At 59.9% G+C, this 20198-nt stretch carries 17 protein-coding genes; 6 read left to right on the plus strand and 11 right to left on the minus strand.

Features of this window, described 5'->3' with window-relative positions:
* The first annotated feature begins 272 nt into the window (after window positions 1-272).
* A complete protein-coding gene (locus tag DA915_RS23005) occupies window positions 273-2084 on the plus strand; it encodes an IlvD/Edd family dehydratase (RefSeq protein WP_003506552.1) in 1812 nt (603 codons plus the stop codon).
* Between the two features lie 139 nt (window positions 2085-2223).
* On the opposite strand, the gene DA915_RS23010 is transcribed toward DA915_RS23005, so the two are convergent.
* The 10 genes from DA915_RS23010 to DA915_RS23055 all read right to left on the minus strand — a co-directional run bounded on the left by DA915_RS23010 (window position 2224) and on the right by DA915_RS23055 (window position 9948).
* Window positions 2224-2442: a hypothetical protein gene (locus DA915_RS23010; protein WP_107677416.1), complete on the minus strand. Its 219-nt coding sequence runs from the start codon at window positions 2440-2442 to the stop codon at window positions 2224-2226.
* A gap of 38 nt (window positions 2443-2480) precedes the next feature.
* Entirely contained in the window at window positions 2481-2885 is a 405-nt protein-coding gene (locus DA915_RS23015; RefSeq protein WP_107677417.1) for a VOC family protein, read from the minus strand.
* On the minus strand, window positions 2882-3388 hold the full coding sequence (locus tag DA915_RS23020; protein WP_107677418.1) for a helix-turn-helix domain-containing protein: 507 nt from the start codon (window positions 3386-3388) through the stop codon (window positions 2882-2884). The genes DA915_RS23015 and DA915_RS23020 overlap by 4 nt, the downstream gene beginning before the upstream one ends.
* 66 nt (window positions 3389-3454) lie before the next feature.
* Window positions 3455-3643 carry a hypothetical protein gene (locus DA915_RS29020; RefSeq protein WP_003506556.1) on the minus strand — a complete coding sequence of 63 codons (189 nt, stop codon included), beginning with the start codon at window positions 3641-3643 and terminating at the stop codon, window positions 3455-3457.
* 164 nt (window positions 3644-3807) lie between these two features.
* Window positions 3808-4926: an alanine--glyoxylate aminotransferase family protein gene (locus DA915_RS23030; protein ID WP_107677419.1), complete on the minus strand. Its 1119-nt coding sequence runs from the start codon at window positions 4924-4926 to the stop codon at window positions 3808-3810.
* Window positions 4927-4935: 9 nt separating this feature from the next.
* Window positions 4936-5715: an ABC transporter ATP-binding protein gene (locus DA915_RS23035; RefSeq protein ID WP_107677420.1), complete on the minus strand. Its 780-nt coding sequence runs from the start codon at window positions 5713-5715 to the stop codon at window positions 4936-4938.
* Window positions 5712-6515, minus strand: coding sequence for an ABC transporter ATP-binding protein (locus tag DA915_RS23040; protein WP_107677421.1), 804 nt, complete (start codon window positions 6513-6515; stop codon window positions 5712-5714). The genes DA915_RS23035 and DA915_RS23040 overlap by 4 nt, the downstream gene beginning before the upstream one ends.
* The gene (locus DA915_RS23045; RefSeq protein ID WP_099087125.1) at window positions 6512-7342 is read right to left on the minus strand and encodes an ABC transporter permease; all 831 of its coding nucleotides are present in this window, start codon (window positions 7340-7342) and stop codon (window positions 6512-6514) included. Before DA915_RS23045 ends, DA915_RS23040 begins: the two co-directional genes overlap by 4 nt.
* Window positions 7339-8328 (minus strand): ABC transporter permease, encoded by a 990-nt coding sequence (locus tag DA915_RS23050; RefSeq protein WP_107677422.1) that lies wholly within the window; start codon window positions 8326-8328, stop codon window positions 7339-7341. The genes DA915_RS23045 and DA915_RS23050 overlap by 4 nt, the downstream gene beginning before the upstream one ends.
* Window positions 8329-8337: 9 nt before the next feature.
* Window positions 8338-9948 (minus strand): ABC transporter substrate-binding protein, encoded by a 1611-nt coding sequence (locus tag DA915_RS23055; RefSeq protein WP_060726856.1) that lies wholly within the window; start codon window positions 9946-9948, stop codon window positions 8338-8340.
* Window positions 9949-10323: 375 nt separating this feature from the next.
* On the opposite strand from DA915_RS23055, the gene DA915_RS23060 reads away from it, so the two are divergent.
* Entirely contained in the window at window positions 10324-13026 is a 2703-nt protein-coding gene (locus tag DA915_RS23060; RefSeq protein ID WP_107677423.1) for a DNA translocase FtsK, read from the plus strand.
* Between the two features lie 91 nt (window positions 13027-13117).
* Entirely contained in the window at window positions 13118-14194 is a 1077-nt protein-coding gene (locus tag DA915_RS23065) for an Ldh family oxidoreductase (protein WP_060724698.1), read from the plus strand.
* A 34-nt stretch (window positions 14195-14228) separates the two neighbouring features.
* Here the strand turns inward: DA915_RS23065 and DA915_RS23070 are convergent, their stop codons facing one another.
* Window positions 14229-16223 (minus strand): bifunctional diguanylate cyclase/phosphodiesterase, encoded by a 1995-nt coding sequence (locus tag DA915_RS23070; protein ID WP_107677424.1) that lies wholly within the window; start codon window positions 16221-16223, stop codon window positions 14229-14231.
* A gap of 316 nt (window positions 16224-16539) precedes the next feature.
* Between DA915_RS23070 and DA915_RS23075 the strand changes: the two genes are divergently transcribed.
* From DA915_RS23075 to DA915_RS23085, 3 genes are all read left to right on the plus strand, one after another.
* The gene (locus tag DA915_RS23075) at window positions 16540-17586 is read left to right on the plus strand and encodes a class I SAM-dependent methyltransferase (protein ID WP_161974198.1); all 1047 of its coding nucleotides are present in this window, start codon (window positions 16540-16542) and stop codon (window positions 17584-17586) included.
* Window positions 17587-17677: 91 nt separating this feature from the next.
* Window positions 17678-18502: a bifunctional allantoicase/(S)-ureidoglycine aminohydrolase gene (locus tag DA915_RS23080; protein WP_035213010.1), complete on the plus strand. Its 825-nt coding sequence runs from the start codon at window positions 17678-17680 to the stop codon at window positions 18500-18502.
* A gap of 168 nt (window positions 18503-18670) precedes the next feature.
* Window positions 18671-20173 carry a sensor domain-containing diguanylate cyclase gene (locus tag DA915_RS23085; protein ID WP_107677539.1) on the plus strand — a complete coding sequence of 501 codons (1503 nt, stop codon included), beginning with the start codon at window positions 18671-18673 and terminating at the stop codon, window positions 20171-20173.
* The last annotated feature ends 25 nt before the right edge of the window (window positions 20174-20198 follow it).

A 20198-nucleotide genomic window follows, 5' to 3' on the forward strand; every position in this document is an offset into this window, starting at 1 on the left:
AGAAGATGATTTTTGCCGGAATTTTGGGTCTTGTGATCGGAGTTCAATCGGCAAAAGAGGGAGGGAGATTCCTTTGCGCAATCCTGCGATGGCCGTAAATGCCGAAAAATATTCGGTTAAAGCCGCAGAGCAGCCCAAGCCTACTCGTCTGGGCTCTCACTGTCGGTTATGCGTGATCTCCGAAAGCTGATTCCATTTTCCTTGCGCACAACATAAGCTTGTCGCATTTCGTAATATTTTACCGTTGGCCACTTCCGGCTGGAGACCGCATCATGACCAAATCCGACAATCTGCCCGCAACCCAAGGCAAGCTTCGTTCGCGCGCGTGGTTCGACAACCCCGCCAATGCGGATATGACGGCGCTTTATCTCGAGCGTTACATGAATTTCGGCCTGAGCCAGGCTGAACTTCAGTCTGACCGCCCGATCATCGGCATTGCGCAGACCGGCTCGGACCTTTCTCCCTGCAATCGCCACCATCTGGAACTTGCTAACCGTCTGCGCGAAGGCATCCGTGAAGCGGGTGGCATCGCCATCGAATTCCCGGTGCATCCGATCCAGGAAACCGGCAAGCGTCCGACCGCCGGTCTCGACCGTAACCTCGCATATCTCGGCCTCGTGGAAGTGCTTTATGGCTATCCGCTTGACGGCGTTGTTCTGACCATCGGCTGCGACAAGACCACGCCTGCCTGTCTTATGGCGGCGGCCACCGTCAACATTCCCGCGATTGCCCTTTCCGTCGGCCCCATGCTGAACGGCTGGTTCCGTGGCGAGCGCACCGGTTCCGGCACCATCGTCTGGAAGGCGCGCGAACTGCTGGCAAAGGGCGAGATTGACTATCAGGGCTTCGTCAAGCTTGTTGCTTCGTCCGCACCTTCCACCGGTTATTGCAACACCATGGGCACGGCGACGACCATGAACTCGCTTGCCGAAGCGCTCGGCATGCAGCTTCCGGGTTCGGCCGCCATTCCGGCGCCTTACCGCGACCGTCAGGAAGTCTCCTACCTGACCGGCCTGCGTATCGTCGAAATGGTCAAGGAAGACCTGAAACCATCAGACATCATGACCAAGGATGCTTTCATCAACGCCATCCGCGTCAACTCGGCCATTGGCGGCTCCACCAACGCGCCGATCCATCTGAACGGCCTTGCGCGCCATGTCGGCGTCGAACTGACCGTCGATGACTGGCAGACCTATGGCGAAGACGTGCCGTTGCTCGTCAACCTGCAGCCGGCCGGTGAATATCTCGGTGAGGACTATTACCATGCCGGCGGCGTTCCGGCGGTCGTCAACCAGCTGATGACCCAGGGGCTCATCAAGGAAGACGCGATGACCGTCAATGGCAAGACCATTGGCGACAACTGCCGTGGTGCCATCATCGAGGACGAAAAGGTTATTCGTCCTTATGACCAGCCGCTCAAGGAGCGCGCCGGTTTCCGCGTTCTGCGCGGCAACCTGTTCTCCTCCGCCATCATGAAGACGAGCGTGATTTCGGAAGAATTCCGCAACCGTTACCTCTCCAACCCGAACGATCCGGAGGCCTTCGAAGGCCGCGCCGTAGTGTTCGATGGTCCGGAAGATTACCACCACCGCATCGACGATCCGTCGCTCGGCATTGACGCCAACACCGTCCTCTTCATGCGCGGTGCAGGCCCGATCGGTTATCCGGGTGCAGCGGAAGTGGTGAACATGCGCGCGCCGGATTATCTCTTGAAGGAAGGCGTCAATTCGCTGCCCTGCATCGGTGACGGCCGCCAGTCCGGCACATCGGGCAGCCCGTCCATCCTCAACGCTTCCCCGGAAGCTGCGGCCGGTGGCGGTCTCGCCATCCTGCAGACGGGTGACCGCGTTCGCATCGATGTGGGTCGCGGCAAGGCCGATATCCTGATATCAGGTGAGGAACTGGCCAAGCGTTACGAAGCGCTTTCCGCCGAGGGTGGTTACAAGTTCCCTGACCATCAGACGCCATGGCAGGAAATCCAGCGCGGCATCGTCAGCCAGATGGAAACCGGTGCGGTTCTGGAACCGGCCGTGAAGTATCAGCGCATCGCCCAGACCAAGGGCCTGCCGCGCGACAACCACTAAGGCAAGGCCGTTTCGGCCGACCGCTTTTTAATTAGCCCCGGGGTAAAACCCGGGGCTGAAGCATTTTAAATACCGTGCTCCGCAACCGCGTAAACTTTGTGGGCGGCCGAAGAGCATTATAGTTTCGTTGCTTATCTGCCTACTTCCCCGATGGGGCTGCCGACTTTCCCAGATACGGCAGGAAGAACATGTACAGCCCGCTGAAAGTCAGCGGCAACAGCGGAGCATAGACGATCACCGGTGGCGTCGGACCGAAAGCCATCGAGATGAAGTTCGCCAGAATGGTGATGGTCAGCAGAATGCCCAGCCACCGATGGCTCTGCCTTATCCAGTTTCGCAAGATCAAAGTCGCCCCCAAGAAAAAGCATCCATGATGGAATGTGACACATGGGCGCTTCAGCGGGCCTGAACGAGCTTCCAGCCATTGCCGGAAGGATCGCGGAAGCTCGCATCCACCGAGCCGTAGCGGGCGATCGGTTCCTGGGTGAATTCGACGCCGCGTTTGTGCATCACGTCAAAGGCTTTCTGGCAATCCTCGACCACCAGAACCAGCGGCGGCATCGCGCCTTTGGCCACGGCTTCGTTCAGATCTTGCGCCGTCGCCTCGTCAACGGTCGGAGCCTGTGGCCGAAACAGGCCCAGCTGGAAATCCTGTTGGTCCGGGTGCTGCACGGTCAACCAGCGATAATCGCCGTTGCGCGCGTCGGTGTGCACACGAAATCCAAGTTTTTCGACGTAGAATTGCAGCGCTTCGTCCTGATCATGAACGTAAAGCCCGACAACTTGAACACCATTTTTCATGAGATATCTCCCTTTCGCTCGTCGTGCCTAGCGCTTTTCGTTCGTCGGCGCTTCTCCGAAACTGCGATTGTGAGATGAGGGCGACTTGCGGCGCTGACGAAGCAATGGGGAACCTGCTCGAGATCGGCAGGCGAAAGCCGCATCCGTTGCCGCAATTCACTCGGGTTTTCCCCGGTCACATCGCGGAAAACACGGCCAAATGTGCCGATGCTGTTCCAGCCGGTCTGCAACGCGATTTCGATGATAGGAAGATCGGTGTCACGCAAAAGCGCCACGGCGCGCTCCACCCGGCGGGTCAGTAGATAGCGGTGAGGGGGTATGCCAAAGGCATCGCGAAACGATCTTGCGAAATGGGCCTGCGAGGCGCCGCTGACACTGGCAAGTCGTGAAACAGGCCACGCCTCATGGGGTGCGGCATCCATATGATCCCTGGCGCGCAGAAGACGGCGCAGCAGTTTCAAGTCTCTGTTTGCAGAGTTTTTATCATTTCCGGACCGGCGCATGCTCCAATCATTGAATGAACCGGCGGCCCTTGGCAAGTTTCATGCCCGGCAGGCTACCGAAACCTCCTAGATCACCGGATAAAGCGACCAGAAGAACAGTTCATATTCCTGATCGCGGTCGTCGTCATGCGACTCGTCGTCCGGTCTGCGCGGCGTTTTGTCCTGAAACTCGGTCTCCACCCGCTCATTGACGACGGGCATCCTTCGGCCGATGCCAAACAGGTCAAAGGAGAGCATGTTGAACCCTGCTACCATGGCCAGTTCCCTTCTTCACGCGAGTTAACGGTGTGTTAAGTTTCGCGCGTTGCCATGATTTCGTCAAGATTGACCGAGGAATTTGTCTACCATTTTTAACAACAATGTCGTGACTGACGTTTCACTGCTGCCGGATTTTGCGCAATGAATGTTTATCGCCACCTTCAAACGCGGTTCGGATCGGCGTCAGAATAGGCTTTTTCGCTCGCTTCCAGCGCGGAATCGGTATCTGCGGCATGGCCGAGGCTTTTCAAGGCACTGGAGAAGGCCACGATATTGGCTTTCACCGCCTCCGGATGCGCCCGTCGACCGGTGTGGTTGAGCCTTATCAGCCGTTCCGCACCGGGGCCCACTCCGGCGGAAATATCCGCGCCATGCTTTTGGGATGCAGCGGCGAGGAATGCCTTGGCTTCGACGGTATCCGGCAGGATTGCCGTGGAAACGAGGGCGGAGGCGTGCGCCTCCTTCACCCAGGTTGGAATACCAAGCGCCCTGATGCCGTTTCGTGTGGCCGCAGCAGCCCTCTCGTGGCGTTCATTGGCAGATGCCAGACCTTCCGCCTCTATCCGGTCAAGTGCGGCCTCCAGGGCATAGAATTCCAGCGGAGCGGGCGTTCCGGGCAGCGCTCCGCGGCCGGCATCGAGCCAGAGTTTCTTCTGGTCCATAAGCGAGAGCATGGAGTTGTCGGACGCATTCTCGTGCGAAAGAAGCTCCCACGCTTTTTCGCTGACGGAAATCGCGGAAACCCCGGTCGGCCCGGCCAGCGCCTTTTGCGGGCCGATGACGGCGATATCGATGCCCAGCCGGTCAACCTCGAAGGCATGTCCGCCGATGGACGCGACGGCATCGACAAGGGTTACGATGCCCCTTTGCCGAGCGAGCGTGGCGATGGCGGGCAGGGGGTTGAGAATGCCGCTTGCCGATTCCGCGTGGACGATGGCGAGAAGATCGAAATCCGGCCCTTCGTCCAGCGCCTGCTCCACCTCCTCCAGTGTGACCGGCTTTGCCGGGCTGGCCGTCAGGTTGCGCACCGTCGCGCCACCCCTTTCCAGCCAACCGCCGAACCACGCGCCATAGGGGCTGGTAACGATGTTGAGCGCCCGCAGGCCTGGTCGTGCAAGGCTTGTCGCTGCTGCCTCGAGCGCCAGCACGGCTTCTGCCTGTATGAGAAGGACGTCGTTCCTCGTGCCCATCAAGGCTGCCAGCCGGTCGGCAAGAACGGCATAACGCTCCGCAGGAAAAGCGGGTGGGTCGAGCAGCAATGCATAATCGGGAACGGGCATGTCTTTTCCTTACGTGGTAATGGTCAGTCGCGGTGCGGCGTCGATCAGTGTTCTTGCGGTCGAGGATTGCGGCGCCGAGACGATATTTCCCGTCCTGCCGATTTCAACGATCCGTCCTGCTTCCATGATGGCGACGCGGTGGCAGACGGCGCGGATGACTGCGAGGTCGTGGGAGACGAAAATACAGGAAACGGCCGTCTCCCGCTGTATTTCCACCAGTAGTTCGAGGATTTGCCTGCGAACTGAAACATCCAGCGCAGAGACGGCTTCATCCAGAATGAGAAGCGACGGCTTGAGTGCAATGGCCCGCGCGATCGCGACGCGCTGCCTTTGGCCGCCGGAAAGCTCGAAGACCGATCGGCTGGCATAGCTGGCGGGCAGGCCCACGCGGTCGAGGAGACGGTGTATTTCTGCTGCACGCTCGCGTCTTGCGACCATGCGATGAATGCGCAACGGTTCGCCAACGGCATCTTCGACGCTCGCGCGCGGATTGAATGCGCCGTGCGTATCCTGAAACACCATCTGCATGTGCTGGCGGGCGGCGCGAAGCTTCCCGCCGTCAAGCGCCAGCCAGTCGCGGCCTTTGAAATGCATCGTGCCCTCGTCGGCCGGGATCAGCCGCATCAGAATGCGCGCCAGCGTCGATTTTCCGCAGCCGGAGGGACCGGCAAGTCCCAGCGTCTCGCCGGTTTGAAGCGAAAAGGAGATATCGGAAAGCGCTGCCACCGTTCTTGCGCCGGTGCGATAGGTCTTCGACAGTCCGTCGACGCTCAGAAAGGCCTCGTTCATGACGCGGCCTCGCTGATGAGCGGCGGGGTGGAAAGATCGAGATAATCGGCAAGCAGCCCGCGTGTGTAGTCATGGGCGGGTGCGGAGAGCACCCGCCGTGTCGAACCGTGTTCTACCAGTAGCCCCGCGCGCAAAACCGCGATCTCGTCGGCAAGGCTGGAAGCTAGGCCGATATCATGGGTGATGAAGACCAGCGTTTTGTTTTCCTGCCGCACCAGATCGTCCAGCAGCGTGGCGATGGCGGCTTGGCTGACGGTATCGAGCGCGCTCGTGGCCTCGTCGGCAATCAGGATCGAAGGACTGGCTGCAATCGCGGCAGCAATCGCCACGCGTTGCCTCTGGCCGCCGGAAAGCTGGTGCGGATAAGTGGCGAGCAGATGGGAGGGATGCGGCAGCCGCACCCGCTCCAGAAGGCCACGGGCAAGATCGCGCGCTTGCCTCCATGACAGGCCGAGATGCCGCACGGCCCCTTCCGCCACCTGTTCGCCGATGGTGAGAACCGGGTTTAGCGTCGCGCCGGTATCCTGAAAGATCGTGCCGATATCGCGCCCCGGCAGCGGCCTGCCGTGAAACAGGCCGCTATCGCGGCTCCAGGAAATATCACCGGAAACGCGCGCATTGCCGGGGAGAAGCCCGGCAATGGCTCTGCCGAGCGTGGATTTTCCCGACCCGCTTTCGCCGATGATCGCCAGCCTCTGCCCCTGCCGGATGGTCAGCGAAACATTCTGCAAGGCAGGCGCATCGCCTGTCGCATAACAAACGCTGAGATCGTCGATCCGGCACAGCGCATTGCCGCTCATGGCGCTTGCCTCCTTGTCGCCATCGCCCTGTTGATGCCTTCTGCGAGAAGATAAACACCGAGAACCGTGACCAGAAGGCCGATACCGGGGATGACGGACAAAAACGCAGCTGAGCGCAGGACGTTACGTCCTTCGGCAATCATCGAACCCCAGGTGACGATATTGGGATCGCCGAGCCCGAGGAAGGACAGTGCCGCCTCGGTTAGGATGGCTGCCGCGACGATGATGGCGGCGAGCGCCAGAACCGGCGGCAGCGCGTTGGGCAGGATCTGCCTGAACGCGATTTCCAGCGGATGCATGCCGATGGCGCGGGCGGATTGAACATAATCGCGCTCGCGGATGCTCAAGACCTGCGCCCGCATCAGCCGCGCCGGATCAGCCCATGCGCCGAGCGCAATGGCGAGAATGACAATGGGCATGGAGGGGCCGATGGTGCTGACGAAGGCGAGTGCGAGCAGGAAATTCGGCACGATCTGAAAGGCGTCGGTGACGCGCATCAAAGCTTCATCCACGAGGCCGCCGGCAAATCCGGCAATGGTGCCGATGACGGTGCCGATAACCAATGCGGCGGCGGCGGCGCCGATGCCGACGAGCAGGGAGGCCTGCGCGCCATGGGCAAGTTCTGCCAGCACGTTGCGGCCCAGCCGGTCGGTGCCGAGAGGCAGGGCGGCATCGGTAAAGGGTGCGATCAGCGGCTCGCCGACGATGGCCAGCGGGTCGCCCGGAAAAACGACGGGTGCGACGAGCGCCGTCATGGCAAGCAGCACCAGAATGATGGTGCCCGTGGCACCTTCGAAACTGCGCAGCAGCCGGAGAGCGAAACTCATGCCTGTCGCTCCCCGCTGCCGATGCGCGGATCGAGAACGGCATAGAGAATATCGACGGCGAGATTGACGAGGATGACGAAGACGGCGCTGGTCAGAATAATCCCCATCAAAAGCGGCGTGTCGCGGCCGCTGACGGCTTCCTGCGCCAGCCGGCCAAAACCGGGAATGGCAAAGACGCTTTCGATCACCACGCTGCCGCCCAGCATGGTTGCGGCCTGCAGGCCAAGCACGGTGACAAGCGGAAGAGCGGCATTGCGCGCGACATGGCGCAGCAAGATCCGCCGTTTGGAAAGCCCCTTGGATTGAGCAAAAAGCACGAAATCCAGCGGCCAGACCGCCGCCATGGCGGTGCGCGTGACGCGCAGGAAAAGAGCCAGGTAGATGAGGCCGAGACTGGCCACCGGCAACACGAGATGACGGCCGATGTCGAGAGCCCTTGCAAATCCCTGCTTGCCCGAGGCGATGGTTTCTATGCCTGAGGTGGGAAGCCATTTGAGTTGAACGGCGAAGACGATGGCCAGCACGAGGCCAAGCCAGAAGCCGGGGGTGGCGTAAAGCGCCAGCGAAAGCGTTGAAAGCACGCGGTCCGCCAGCCCGCCGGGACGCGCCCCCGCCACGATGCCAAGCGCGGTGCCGAGGATGAAGGCGAGTGTGGTGGCGCTACCCATCAGGAGAAGCGTGTTCGGCAGCCGCTCGAGGATCAGCCCCAGCACAGGCCGGTCGAAGGCAAGCGACCAGCCGAGATCGAACCGCAGGACCGAACTGGCATAGAGCCAGAAACGGGCCAGCACGGAACCGTTCAACCCATATTGTTCGCGAAGCACATCCCGCAGCCCGGCATCGCCGCCGCCGATGGAGACGAGATAGGCATCCACAGCGTCTCCGGACGCATTTTCAAGCAACACGAAGGTGAAGACGAGAACAATCAGCAACACCGGAATGGCGCTGACTGCCCTTCGCTTCAGCAATGTCGTTGCACGCTTCACGGCGAGACCTCAGGTGTCGACGGTCGTATCCGCCCAGTTGGAAACGGCCCAGCGGGGATTGCTGGCGACATGTTTGACCGTATCGCGTGCCACCGTGATGAAACCCCATTCGGCGACGTTGATCAGCGGCAGATCGGCGGTGACCTGCTTCTGGAAATCCTTGTAAAGCGCCGTGCGTGCCGCCGTGTCCACCGTTACCGCCGCCTTGTCGATCAGTTCGTCCAGCGTCTTGTTCTCGTAACCGCCCTGGTTGGAGAAACCGACGCCCGCCGGAATGCCGGAACGCACGAGAATGGTGGTGGAAATCGCCGGATCACCGCGGAAGACCGGCGGCGCGATGGCGAGATCGAAGGCATGATCGGTGTAGACGGCCTTCTGGTGGGCGGCTGAATCATTATTGACCAGCTCGGCATCAATGCCGACTTCCTGTAGCGCCTGACGAAGATAGGAACCGAACTGTCTGGTTTCATTGAAATAGGGTGCCGGAAGAAGTTTCAGTGAGAAACGTGTTCCGCTCGCGCCGCGCGCATAACCCGCCTCGTCCAGCAGGGCATTGGCCTTGGCCACATCGAAATCATAGGTCTCGACATCGTCGGTATAAAATTCCGGCGCGTTTTTCGGCACCGGGCCTGTGGACGCCGTGGCGTAACCGAGGAAGACCTTGTCGATGACGAATTTTTTGTCGATGGCGTGGGCGATGGCCTGTCTGACCTTGAGATCGGCGAGTTCCTTGCGGCGATGGTTGATTTCGACCACCAGCTGATAGGTCAGCGCCTCGTAACCATCGGCTATGACCTTGATGCCTGCCACCTTCGAGATACGGTCGAGATCTGCCAGCGGCACGGCGGAAAAGGCGGCGAGCTGGATTTCCTCTGCTTCGAGCGCAGACGCGGCGCCCGCCCGGTCTGGCAGAACGCGATAGATGATCTCATCGAGCTGCGGCTGGTTCTTGCCCCAATAATTGGGATTGCGGGTCAGGCGATAATATTCGCCGGGCTTGTATTCCGCAAAAACGAAAGGCCCGGTGCCGACCGGCTTGGTATTGGCCGGGTTGGTGGCGATATCGGTGCCCTCATAAAGATGTTTCGGCACGACGCTGGTAACGACCGGCAGCGCGTTGCGAATGAGCTGGAACGGCGTTGGCTTGGAGAAGCGGAAGATCGCCGTGTGGTCATCCGGCGTGTCCACCTTCTCGAGATTGGCAAAGACCAGCCGTCCGAGATTCTGCAACGGTTTCCAGACGGAGAGCGCCGAAAAGGCCACGTCTGCGGAGGTAAAGGGTTTGCCATCGTGCCAGGTCACGCCCTCGCGCAGCTTGAAGGTGGCGCTTAACCCGTCATCCGATCCCGCCCATTCGGTTGCGAGGCGCGGTTCCAGGCCGTCCTTGCCGTTAAAGGAGGCCTCGGCCAATGGCTCGATGATCTTGCTGGCAATATAAAACACGCCGTTTGAGGCGACGATCGCCGGATTGAGGTTTTTCGGCTCCGAATCGGCCGCGACGATCAGCCTTCCGCCGGGCGTCGCCTGCTGTGCAGCGGCGATGCCCGCAAGCCCCGTGGTTGCGGCAAGAAGAAGCGAGGTCTTGAGAAGCGAGCGGCGGGACAGGTGGACAGGCGACATGATTCACTCCGGAAATGAGGGCTGGGCGGGCCTTTCCGCTTGGTCCGCGGCCGGCCGATCTTAAGACTGCAACCTCGGCAGTGTCCACGTTAATTCGCGGGCTTTACAGCAATGATTTTACGTTGCGCGGGCCTTTGCGGAAACAATATGCTTTCCGGCGATAATGCGCTTTTCTCACCTTACCTTCTTGCCTTCGGTGACGCCCTGAAAATTTGATATAACGCAATAAAATTAGATGGTTGGAATGCCGCGCCCTCAGTCACGTGTGCGGTGCACCGCCTGTGCACGGAGTGAAAATCTGCCTCGGTGACCTCGTTTGGAAAGGGGTAATTAACCTTTATTTTTTATTTCAGGGAGACCGAAATATGTACGTTTATGATGAGTGTGCACGCTGCCATGAGCTTCTCCCGATCCAGATTCCAGAATTCGTCCAATAGCGTAGGGGAGGGGAGCGAGAAGGCTCGTCATGCCGGCGGCCAGTCGGTTGCCGGTCAGCAGACGGCGGCGATGAAGGGGGCGACACCCCGACCGAATGCCGATGTCAGCGCAGCCGACGCCATAGAAGGCCGTGCCGAAATGCCGGGCTGGCAGAATGCTTTTGTTCTCGGTCCGAATGTGCGTTTCACCCGCACGCCGGAGAGCGCCTTTAACCGGCGTATGCCGGTCGAGACACCCAATATTCCGGAAGAGGAAGTCCCGGTTGTGGCTCCGCCTGAAGTAGTGGAGCCGGAAGCGGTGGAGCAGCAACAGGTTGTGCAGCAGGAGGTTGCTCCTGTCTCCCAACCGGACGTAAAGCCGGCGGAGCAGCGCATGATGCCGCCGCGCATGCCATTTCTGCCGCAGCCGCCGGATGCCCGGGGTGCCAGGGCGCTGACCTATAAATTGCGGCTGGAGCTTGCCCGCAAGCAGGCGGAAGAGGCGGCTGCCGCTGCCCGGATGCCGGTTCAGACGGAGATCTCCGTAGCCGCAGAAGCGCCTGCGCAGCAGATATTCTCGCCGGTTCAGCCGCAATCCGTCGAGCCCGCTGTCGGTGCAGTTCAGGCCACCGCACCGCAGGCCGTCATTCCGGCTTTCGCCGCCCATCTGCCGGATGAGCTGTTCTGGGAAGTGATGACGCTTGATCTGCCGGGCAGTGTCGGCGAGGGCGTCTCTGCGTCCGCGCGTGCCGTTCTTGCAAATTCGGTCACGGCATCTGCTGTCGTCGCGCCGGTCGCCTTTGCATCGCCCGCCGCCGCTGCGATCGTACTTTCGTCCGAGCCTCCTGTTGTCACCGTGCCCGGCGGTTCCGCGATCAGGCTTTACCGCGAAATCGGTGTGCATCATTCCGCCATCCCGGCCCCCATTCAGGTCGTTGAACAGGAGATCGCGCCGCAGCCCGTCGTGGAGGCGCCGATGGTGGTCGAGACGCAGAGACCTGTGGAGCAGGTTCAGCCGGTGGAGAAAATTGCGGCCGAGCCGCGCTTCACGCCGCGCGCGCCCATCCAGGCCTCGCAGCCGATGTTCCGGGAAGCGCCGGTCTTTGCGGACGGCGAATATGAATACCCCTCCATCGATCTTCTGCAGGAAGCCCGCGTCCAGCAGACCACGACCATGACGCCGGAAGCGCTGGAGCAGAGCGCCGGGCTTCTCGAAAGCGTGCTGGAGGATTTCGGCATCAAGGGCGAGATCATCGATGTCCGCCCCGGCCCGGTCGTCACGCTGTATGAGTTCGAACCCGCCCCTGGCGTCAAGTCCTCGCGCGTCATCGGCCTCTCGGATGATATTGCCCGCTCTATGTCGGCGCTTTCGGCGCGTGTCGCCGTCGTGCCCGGCCGCAATGTCATCGGCATCGAACTGCCGAACCCCGTGCGTGAGACGGTTTATCTGCGCGAACTGATCGAAGCGACGGATTACGCCGAGACCCGCCAGAAGCTCGCGCTTTGCCTCGGCAAGACCATCGGCGGCGAACCTGTCATCGCCGAGCTGGCGAAGATGCCGCACCTTCTGGTCGCCGGCACCACCGGCTCGGGCAAGTCGGTTGCCATCAACACCATGATCCTGTCGCTGCTCTATCGTCTGAAGCCGGAAGAGTGCCGCCTGATCATGGTCGATCCCAAGATGCTCGAGCTTTCGGTCTATGACGGCATCCCGCATCTTCTGACCCCTGTCGTCACCGATCCGAAAAAAGCAGTCATGGCACTGAAATGGGCCGTGCGCGAAATGGAAGATCGTTATCGCAAGATGTCGCGTCTCGGCGTGCGCAATATCGACGGTTATAATGCAAGGGCCGCCGCTGCCCGCGCCAAGGGCGAGACCGTGTTCTGCAACGTGCAGACCGGCTTTGACCGCGCCACCGGCGAGGCGGTCTACGAGCAGGAGGAAATGGACCTCACGGCCATGCCTTATATTGTCGTCATCGTCGACGAGATGGCCGACCTGATGATGGTCGCGGGCAAGGAAATCGAAGGTGCGATCCAGCGCCTGGCGCAGATGGCGCGCGCCGCCGGCATCCATCTCATCATGGCCACACAGCGTCCGTCGGTTGATGTCATCACCGGCACGATCAAGGCGAACTTCCCGACCCGCATCTCTTTCCAGGTGACGTCGAAGATCGACAGCCGCACCATCCTTGGCGAACAGGGCGCGGAGCATCTGCTCGGCCAGGGCGATATGCTGCACATGATGGGCGGCGGCCGCATCGCGCGTGTCCACGGCCCCTTCGTTTCGGACGAGGAAGTGGAAAAGGTGGTCGCGCATCTGAAGACGCAGGGACGTCCGGAATATCTCGGCACCGTTACCGAAGACGCCGACGAGACCGACGAAGAGGTGGAAGAGGAAACCGCTGTTTTCGACAAGTCCGCCATGGGTGAGGACGACAGCGATGATCTCTATGAAAAGGCCGTCAAGGTGGTGATGCGCGACAAGAAGTGCTCCACATCCTATATCCAGCGCCGCCTGTCCGTGGGCTATAACCGCGCCGCTTCGCTCGTCGAGCGCATGGAGCAGGAAGGCATTGTCGGGCCTGCCAACCATGTCGGCAAACGCGCGATCATCGCCGGCGAACGCTCTTCCTATGATGCCATGGGGGCGGAGGACTGATTGAGCCTTCGGGCGTGCGATATTCGATTGCAAAAACGCGCCCCGTGAATAGCTTGTGCGGCATGGATTCTGGAATTGGGAGGATTCCCTCATGGCGCACAGCAATGAAAAAGCCACCGTCCTGGCGAGGCTGGATGAGCTGGAGCGGTTTTGCCGCGCCGTTTTCCTTGCCGCTGGCACCGACGACGAAACGGCCGATGCGGCGACGCGCGCCATGATGCATGGCACGAGGCTCGGTGTGGACAGCCATGGTGTTCGCCTGCTTGCCCATTATATCACCGCGCTTGAAGGCGGGCGTCTCAATCGGCGGCCGCAGATCGCCCGTGTTTCCGGCTTCGGCGCAGTGGAAACGATCGACGCCGACCACGCCCATGGCGCCCGCGCCACCTATGCGGCCATGGACAGCGCCATGGCGCTTGCGGAAAAATTCGGCATCGGCGCGGTGGCGATCAGGAATTCCTCACATTTCGGCCCGGCCGGTGCTTATGCGCTGGAAGCGGCGCGGCGGGGTTATATCGGCCTCGCCTTCTGCAATTCGGACAGTTTCGTGCGCCTGCATGATGGCGCCATGCGCTTCCACGGCACCAACCCTATCGCCGTAGGCGTGCCGGCAGCGGATGACATGCCCTGGCTGCTGGACATGGCCACCAGCGCGGTGCCCTATAATCGCGTTCTGCTTTACCGGAGCCTCGGCCAGCAGCTGCCGCAAGGCGTTGCCTCTGATGGAGACGGCGTCGATACGCGCGATCCGCATGCCGTTGAAATGCTTGCCCCGGTCGGCGGCGAGTTCGGGTTCAAGGGTGCGGCACTTGCGGGAATGGTGGAGATTTTCAGCGCTGTGCTGACAGGCATGAAACTCAGCTTCGATATCGCTCCCATGGGCGGGCCGGATTTTGCCACGCCGCGCGGGCTTGGGGCCTTCGTTCTGGCGCTGAAGCCGGAAGCCTTCCTGGAGCGGGAGGCGTTCGATGAGGGCATGAAACGTTATCTCGAGGTCCTGAGGGAATCTCCCGTGCGGGAAGACTGCAAGGTCATGGCGCCGGGTGACCGGGAGTGGGCGGTGGCCGCAAAACGGGAGAGGGAAGGGGCTCCTGTCGATCCCGTCACGCGGGAGGCGTTCTCGGAGCTCGCGGCAAGATTCTCGGTTAGCCCGCCCGCCTATCATTAAATCTGCCTGCGGCTTTCCGCCTTCAGCCCAGGGGTCAGGCGGGGCGCAGCAGCATGTTCGGGTGCGGATAGGCGGCGGCGGCCGGGCACAGCCTTTCGGCGACGACGGGGCGACCGATATAATAACCCTGTGCGTAATCGATCTCCATCTGCCGCACCAGTCTTAGCTGTTCCTCGGTCTCCACGCCTTCGATCAGGATCCTGTGGCCGCGGTTGCGGATGAGGCGGATCATGTCCTGCAGCATTGCCCGGCCACGCGGGGTCTTGCTGTCATGCAGGAAGGAGCGGTCGATCTTGACGGTATCGAAATCCGTCATGCGCAGCCACGAAAGGCCGGCAAAACCCGTTCCGAAATCATCCAGCCAGATATTGATGCCGAGCGTCTTCAGGTCGTTCAGACACCGCAGCACATCCGAATGCATTTCCATGTCGACGCCTTCGGTGATTTCGAAGGCGAGCCTGTTGCCGGCAATGCCTGCCTCCACGAGAATGGCCGCGACCGAGGTGGCAAAACCCGGATTTTTCAATTGCATCGGCGAGACGTTGACGCTGACGACAGCCACCTTGTCATCGGCCAGTATCTGTTTGCAGACGGTCTTGATGGTCCACAGGCCCAGTTCCATGATCGTGCCGGTGCGCTCGGCAATCGGAATAAAAATACCGGGTGCAACAGGGTTCCCGTCCAGCAGGCGAAGCCGCATCAGCGCTTCGACCCCTGCGGTCTCATTGGTCGAGACGTTGAGAATCGGCTGGTAGACGAGGGAAACGAGGTTTTCCGCAATGGCGATTTTCAGCAGCGCGGCAATGTTCTCCGTCTCGTCGCTGGTCTGCGGATCATCGGGATCGAACAGCTTCATGCAGTTGCGACCGTTGCCCTTGGCAATATAGAGCGCGCGGTCGGCTTCATTGATGATCTTTTCCAGCTTGCCGTCCGGATTGGGGCGGGTGAAGGACGCACCGATGCTGACAGTGACGATGAAGGTACCGTCCCGGCGCTGGTCATGGGCGAGCGACAGGTTTTCAACGGTGTGGCGGATCGTCTCGGCAAGTTCGCCAACCTGCTGCTTGGACTTGAACGGCGCCAGCACGATGAATTCCTCACCGCCATAGCGGCCGATTGAGGCGCCGTGTTCGGTGATGGCATCCTGCAGGGCGGTGCCAACAGTCATCAGGCATTTGTCGCCTTCCTGATGGCCGTAACGGTCGTTGTATTTCTTGAAGAAGTCGACGTCGATCAGAAAAACGGCAAAGCCCTCTTCCTTCCTGATCCAATTGTCCCACAGAAGGCGCAGATGATGATCAATGGCGCGGCGGTTCTGCAGGCCGGTCAGTGAGTCGGTATTGGAAAGGCGCAGCAGCGCCTGGCCACGTTCGTCCGCGGCCTTCTGTTGGGCCTTTGCCTCCAGCCCGTTCACAAAGACGTGGTAGCGTTCCCGGTTCAGGTTCCAGTTCACGTAAGAGGTGAAGACGAAGCAGGATATGTAGAAGGTGCCGAAGGCGAACTTGTAGAAGCTATCTTCGGGAAACTGCGTTGCCGCCAGAAAATAGGTAACGAGAATAATGCCTGAAGACACCAGCGACAGGTGGAAGCGGAAGGTGAAAAACAGATTGGCGCCCATCATGAAGATCGCCCCGAAAACCATGTAGTAGGACATGTTTTCGGTATTATCGGTCAGTAGCGAAGGTAACAGCCAGCCGATATAGCCCATGACGAGAGCGGTAGCGCAGGTAAGATCAAGCGCCGCAGTGCTGGCGCCATTGCGCAGCTGAATTTCCAGCGTCAGCAGCGATGAGATGACGACGGCGAAGCGTGCGAGAATGGTGTAAGATGCGACATCGGGTATCAGAATGATGTCGGTTGCGGCAAACAGCAGATAGATGAAAACAGCGGTCCACAGGCCCCGTCGGATTGAACCACGGCGGCTGCGCTCACCTTCCTGCTGGTAAAGGGCAAGAAGTTCATCAGAAAACCGGGAGTCCGGCCGCCGATAGTCTTGCTGTCCACTCACCTCTCCCAATGTGTGCTTCATGCACTTTCCCATAGTGTTGCGTATACTTTATTAAGTAACTGCTTATTCCACTTTTCCGTGTGCTGTCGCACCCAGTGCGGGTTCCCGTCGATCTCTGCCGATGTGGGCGGAGACCATGGAAAGGAAGAACGCATCATACGTTCGCAACATTAAGTTTCACTAAATCGCGTATCTGCTTTCTCCCGTACTCACGAGTGTGACCAAAAAAATACGCTAATCTACTAATGTATCCCTACACCGCACAAAAATCGAAAGCGAGTGGCCTTCCGTCTCCCAGAAACGTATAGTTAACAATGTGTTAATACTGGAGGCTGAAGTGGTGCGGGTAAAGAAGAAAAATCTTGACGGGGCAAGTCTGATTACCCCGGATACTGTCGCAAAAGAGATTTTTGCACGCAGGACGGAAACATTCGATGAGCAGTTCGCAGTTGCGAAAGCAGAGGTGGCGCTCATTCTCGAATTGGCACAACAGCAATTCGACAATCGTGTTTCGGCACGTGAGATAATACATAGAACGGCGGGCGCACTTCATGGCCTGCGGGAAAATCTCCACTCCAGCGTGTGGGCTGAACTGATTCCGCTGGTACAGAATCACCCCGTTTCGAGCCATTTTCTGGAGGACCCGTTCACGCGGTGGTCTTTCGAAAAGCCGCGGGGTTATTCGGGCGATGCGCAGCTGCTCGATTTCATTTATGGTCACGACAGTGTTGCCGAACTGGTGAAGAAGGCTACGCCGCTAGGTGCCGCCCTTTACGATTATACGAAGGATGCCAGTTCCTCGGTCGCCGTGCGCGAGCGGCGCGATTTGCTGACACGCTTCGTTGACGAGGCCGCAGCCCGGCACGGCAATGAGACGGAAATCCTCACCATCGCGTCCGGCCATCTGCGCGAGGCGGATGCGTCCATGGCGTTGAAAGAGGGCGGGATCAAGCGCTGGGTGGCGCTCGATCAGGATCCCTTGAGCGTCGGTTCCGTCGCCCGGGATTTTAACGGCAGTTGCATCGAGGCGATCGACGGTTCCGTGCGCGATATCGTGCTGCGCACGCAGGAACTCGGCACTTTCGACCTAATCTATGCGGCCGGTCTCTACGATTATCTGAACGACCGTGTGGCGATCAAGCTCACGCGGCGCTGCATGGAGATGCTGAAACCCGGCGGCATGTTCCTCTTCGCCAATTTCTCGGAAGACATCGTCGTCGACGGTTACATGGAGACCTTCATGAACTGGGCGCTGCTGTTGCGCTCCAAGGCGGATATGTGGCGGATCGTCAATGCCAGCGCTGATCCTTCCAGCATCGAGGCGGAGGTGTTCTTCGGGGAGAACCACAATATCGTTTACGCAACGATGCGTAAGAAGGCGTGACATCCTTCGGCCAGTCTCTGCTTGCCAATAACTATTTGCTTAAACCTCGTCGCGGGCCTAAGAATCCGCGCCGAATGCGTTGCAGGATGGAATGGCTGAAATGAAGAGATATTATTCGGATATGGGCGGTCTGCCGGGACAGACGGAACTTCTGTCGAGCAAGGCGGTGTTCAAGACCGCTTATGCGGTCATCCCCAAAACCGTCATGTCCGATATCGTGACAAGTGTGCTGCCGCACTGGACCGGCACCCGGGCCTGGATCATCGCCCGGCCGATGACGGGTTTTTCCGAAACTTTCGCGCAATATATCGTTGAGGTGCAGCCCGGCGGCGGCAGCGACCGGCCGGAACCGGACGCACGGGCCGAGGCGGCGATCTTCGTCGTTGACGGCGAAATGACCGTGGAGTTCGAAGGCGTGCAGCATGGCCTGCGAGAGGGTTCCTTTGCCTTCCTGCCTGCCGGCTCCCGCTGGCAGCTTCGCAATTCGGGCAAGGCGCCTGTCAAGTTCCACTGGGTCCGCAAGGCGTTTCAGGCGGTCGAGGGTCTGGAGCCGCCGCCGGTGATCTTCACGCATGAAGATGAAAACACTCTCTCGCCCATGCCTGACACGGACGGCAAATGGGCGACGACCCGCTTTATCGATCCGGAGGATGTACGTTACGACATGCACCTCAACATCGTCACCTTCGAGCCGGGCGCGACCATTCCCTTCATGGAAACCCATGTGATGGAACATGGCCTTTATGTGCTGGAAGGCAAGGCCGTCTACCGGCTGAACGAGGATTGGGTGGAAGTGCAGGCGGGTGACTTCATGTGGCTGCGCGCCTATTGCCCGCAGGCCTGTTATGCGGGTGGACCGGGCCGCTTTCGTTACCTGCTCTACAAGGATGTGAACCGGCACGTGAAGCTCTGGTAAGGGGCATCATAGTCACAGAACCCGGGAATTATCGCGCAATCCGAAGGTTTGCGCGATAAATGCTTGCGTTAAATCGAATATCTCTAATAAATCCGGTGATGCGGGCGGCCATTGCCGCCCCGCACCCTTTCGGCCTTCATCCGCATTTACCTCAAGAAGAATGCCCGCATGAGTGAGACGATCGATACCAACATCTTCAACCTTGCGCCCGTGGCGATGTGGATAGAAGATTTCAGCGACGTGAAAAGCCAGTTCGATATCTGGCGGTCGCAGGGCGTCGAGGATATCAGGACGTTTCTTCTCGAAGATTTATCAAGGGTTGCGGCCTGCTCCCAGAAAATCCGTGTGATCAAGGTCAACGTCAGGACGCTGGAGCTGTTCGAGGCGCGTGATCAGGCGCATCTCGTTGACAATCTGCACCGGATTTTTCGTGACGACATGCTGGAAAGCCATGTGAACGAGCTTTCCGAACTCTGGGCGGGCAAGACGGAATTCACCAGCAACGCGGTCAATTATTCAATCGGCGGCAAGCGGCTGGATATTCAGTTGCGCGGTGCGGTCATCCCCGGCCACGAAGAAACACTCGGGCGGCTGCTTTTGACCACCGAGGATGTGACGGAGCGGGAGGAGGCCCGCCGCAAGGAACTTCTCAACCGCCGTTATGCCGAAGGCATGTTCAAACATTCGCCCGTTTCCCTGTGGGTGGAGGATTTCAGCCGGGTGCGGCGATTGATCGAGGAGGTCAGGGAGCGCGGCATCATCGATTTCCGCGTGTTCATGGATGTTCATCCCGAATTCGTGCGGCAATGCATGAGCGAAATTCGCGTCATCGACGTCAACCGCGCGACGCTCGACCTGTTCTGCGCGCCGGACCGGCAGGTTCTGTTGCAGCGGCTTGGCGATATTTTCCGCGGCGAGATGGAAAAGCCGTTCCGCGAACAGCTGATGGAGCTTTGGAACGGCAATCTCAACCACCATCGCGAGGTGGTGAATTATGCGCTTGACGGTTCGGAGCGGCACGTTCTCCTGCATTTTTCCGTTTTCCCGGGCCATGAGCACGACTGGTCGCTGGTGCAGGTGGCGCTGACGGACATTACCGCGCGCAAGAAGGCTGAAGCCTATCTCGAATATCTCGGCAAGCACGATGTGCTGACCAAGCTGCACAACCGCGCCTTCTATTCGGATGAGTTGAACAGGCTGGAGCGCAGCGCGCTCAGGCCGGTTTCTGCGATCGTTATCGATCTCAATGGCCTGAAGGACGCCAATGACAAGCTGGGGCACGATGCCGGTGACGCTTTGTTGCGGCGCATGGGAGAGGTGCTGAACGGCGTCGTGACCGCGCCGAACCATGCCGCGCGCATCGGCGGTGACGAATTCGCCATCCTTCTTCCCGGCGCCGACAAGCAGGTTGCCGCCGCCATGGTCGAAACCGTTTATGAGTTGCTGAAGATCAACAACCAGTTCTATTCCAGCGCGCCGCTCAGCCTGTCGCTGGGTGTGGCGACCAGCGAGGCCGGCGAGACGATGGAATCGCTGGTGCGCCGCGCCGATATGAATATGTACGAGCAGAAGAACGCCTATTATGCGGCCCTGCGCAACAGATCCGCCGATAATAGCGACACGACGAAGAACGGTCCGCCGGAAGCCACCTCGCTGAAGCGTCTGTTCTAAGCGGGCGGGAAACGGCACATTGCCG

Origin of the sequence: Agrobacterium sp. LAD9 (assembly GCF_003031125.1) — a bacterium.
Classification (GTDB): domain Bacteria; phylum Pseudomonadota; class Alphaproteobacteria; order Rhizobiales; family Rhizobiaceae; genus Agrobacterium; species Agrobacterium radiobacter.

What these genes read in the sequence shown, in the direction of transcription:
- DA915_RS23005 (WP_003506552.1), top strand. Translation starts at nt 273, where the DNA reads ATGACCAAATCCGACAATCTGCCCGCAACCCAAGGCAAGCTTCGTTCG.
- DA915_RS23015 (WP_107677417.1), bottom strand. Translation starts at nt 2,885, where the DNA reads ATGAAAAATGGTGTTCAAGTTGTCGGGCTTTACGTTCATGATCAGGAC.
- DA915_RS23020 (WP_107677418.1), bottom strand. Translation starts at nt 3,388, where the DNA reads ATGCGCCGGTCCGGAAATGATAAAAACTCTGCAAACAGAGACTTGAAA.
- DA915_RS29020 (WP_003506556.1), bottom strand. Translation starts at nt 3,643, where the DNA reads ATGGTAGCAGGGTTCAACATGCTCTCCTTTGACCTGTTTGGCATCGGC.
- DA915_RS23030 (WP_107677419.1), bottom strand. Translation starts at nt 4,926, where the DNA reads ATGCCCGTTCCCGATTATGCATTGCTGCTCGACCCACCCGCTTTTCCT.
- DA915_RS23035 (WP_107677420.1), bottom strand. Translation starts at nt 5,715, where the DNA reads ATGAACGAGGCCTTTCTGAGCGTCGACGGACTGTCGAAGACCTATCGC.
- DA915_RS23040 (WP_107677421.1), bottom strand. Translation starts at nt 6,515, where the DNA reads ATGAGCGGCAATGCGCTGTGCCGGATCGACGATCTCAGCGTTTGTTAT.
- DA915_RS23045 (WP_099087125.1), bottom strand. Translation starts at nt 7,342, where the DNA reads ATGAGTTTCGCTCTCCGGCTGCTGCGCAGTTTCGAAGGTGCCACGGGC.
- DA915_RS23055 (WP_060726856.1), bottom strand. Translation starts at nt 9,948, where the DNA reads ATGTCGCCTGTCCACCTGTCCCGCCGCTCGCTTCTCAAGACCTCGCTT.
- DA915_RS23060 (WP_107677423.1), top strand. Translation starts at nt 10,324, where the DNA reads ATGATGAGTGTGCACGCTGCCATGAGCTTCTCCCGATCCAGATTCCAG.
- DA915_RS23065 (WP_060724698.1), top strand. Translation starts at nt 13,118, where the DNA reads ATGGCGCACAGCAATGAAAAAGCCACCGTCCTGGCGAGGCTGGATGAG.
- DA915_RS23070 (WP_107677424.1), bottom strand. Translation starts at nt 16,223, where the DNA reads ATGAAGCACACATTGGGAGAGGTGAGTGGACAGCAAGACTATCGGCGG.
- DA915_RS23080 (WP_035213010.1), top strand. Translation starts at nt 17,678, where the DNA reads ATGGCTGAAATGAAGAGATATTATTCGGATATGGGCGGTCTGCCGGGA.
- DA915_RS23085 (WP_107677539.1), top strand. Translation starts at nt 18,671, where the DNA reads ATGAGTGAGACGATCGATACCAACATCTTCAACCTTGCGCCCGTGGCG.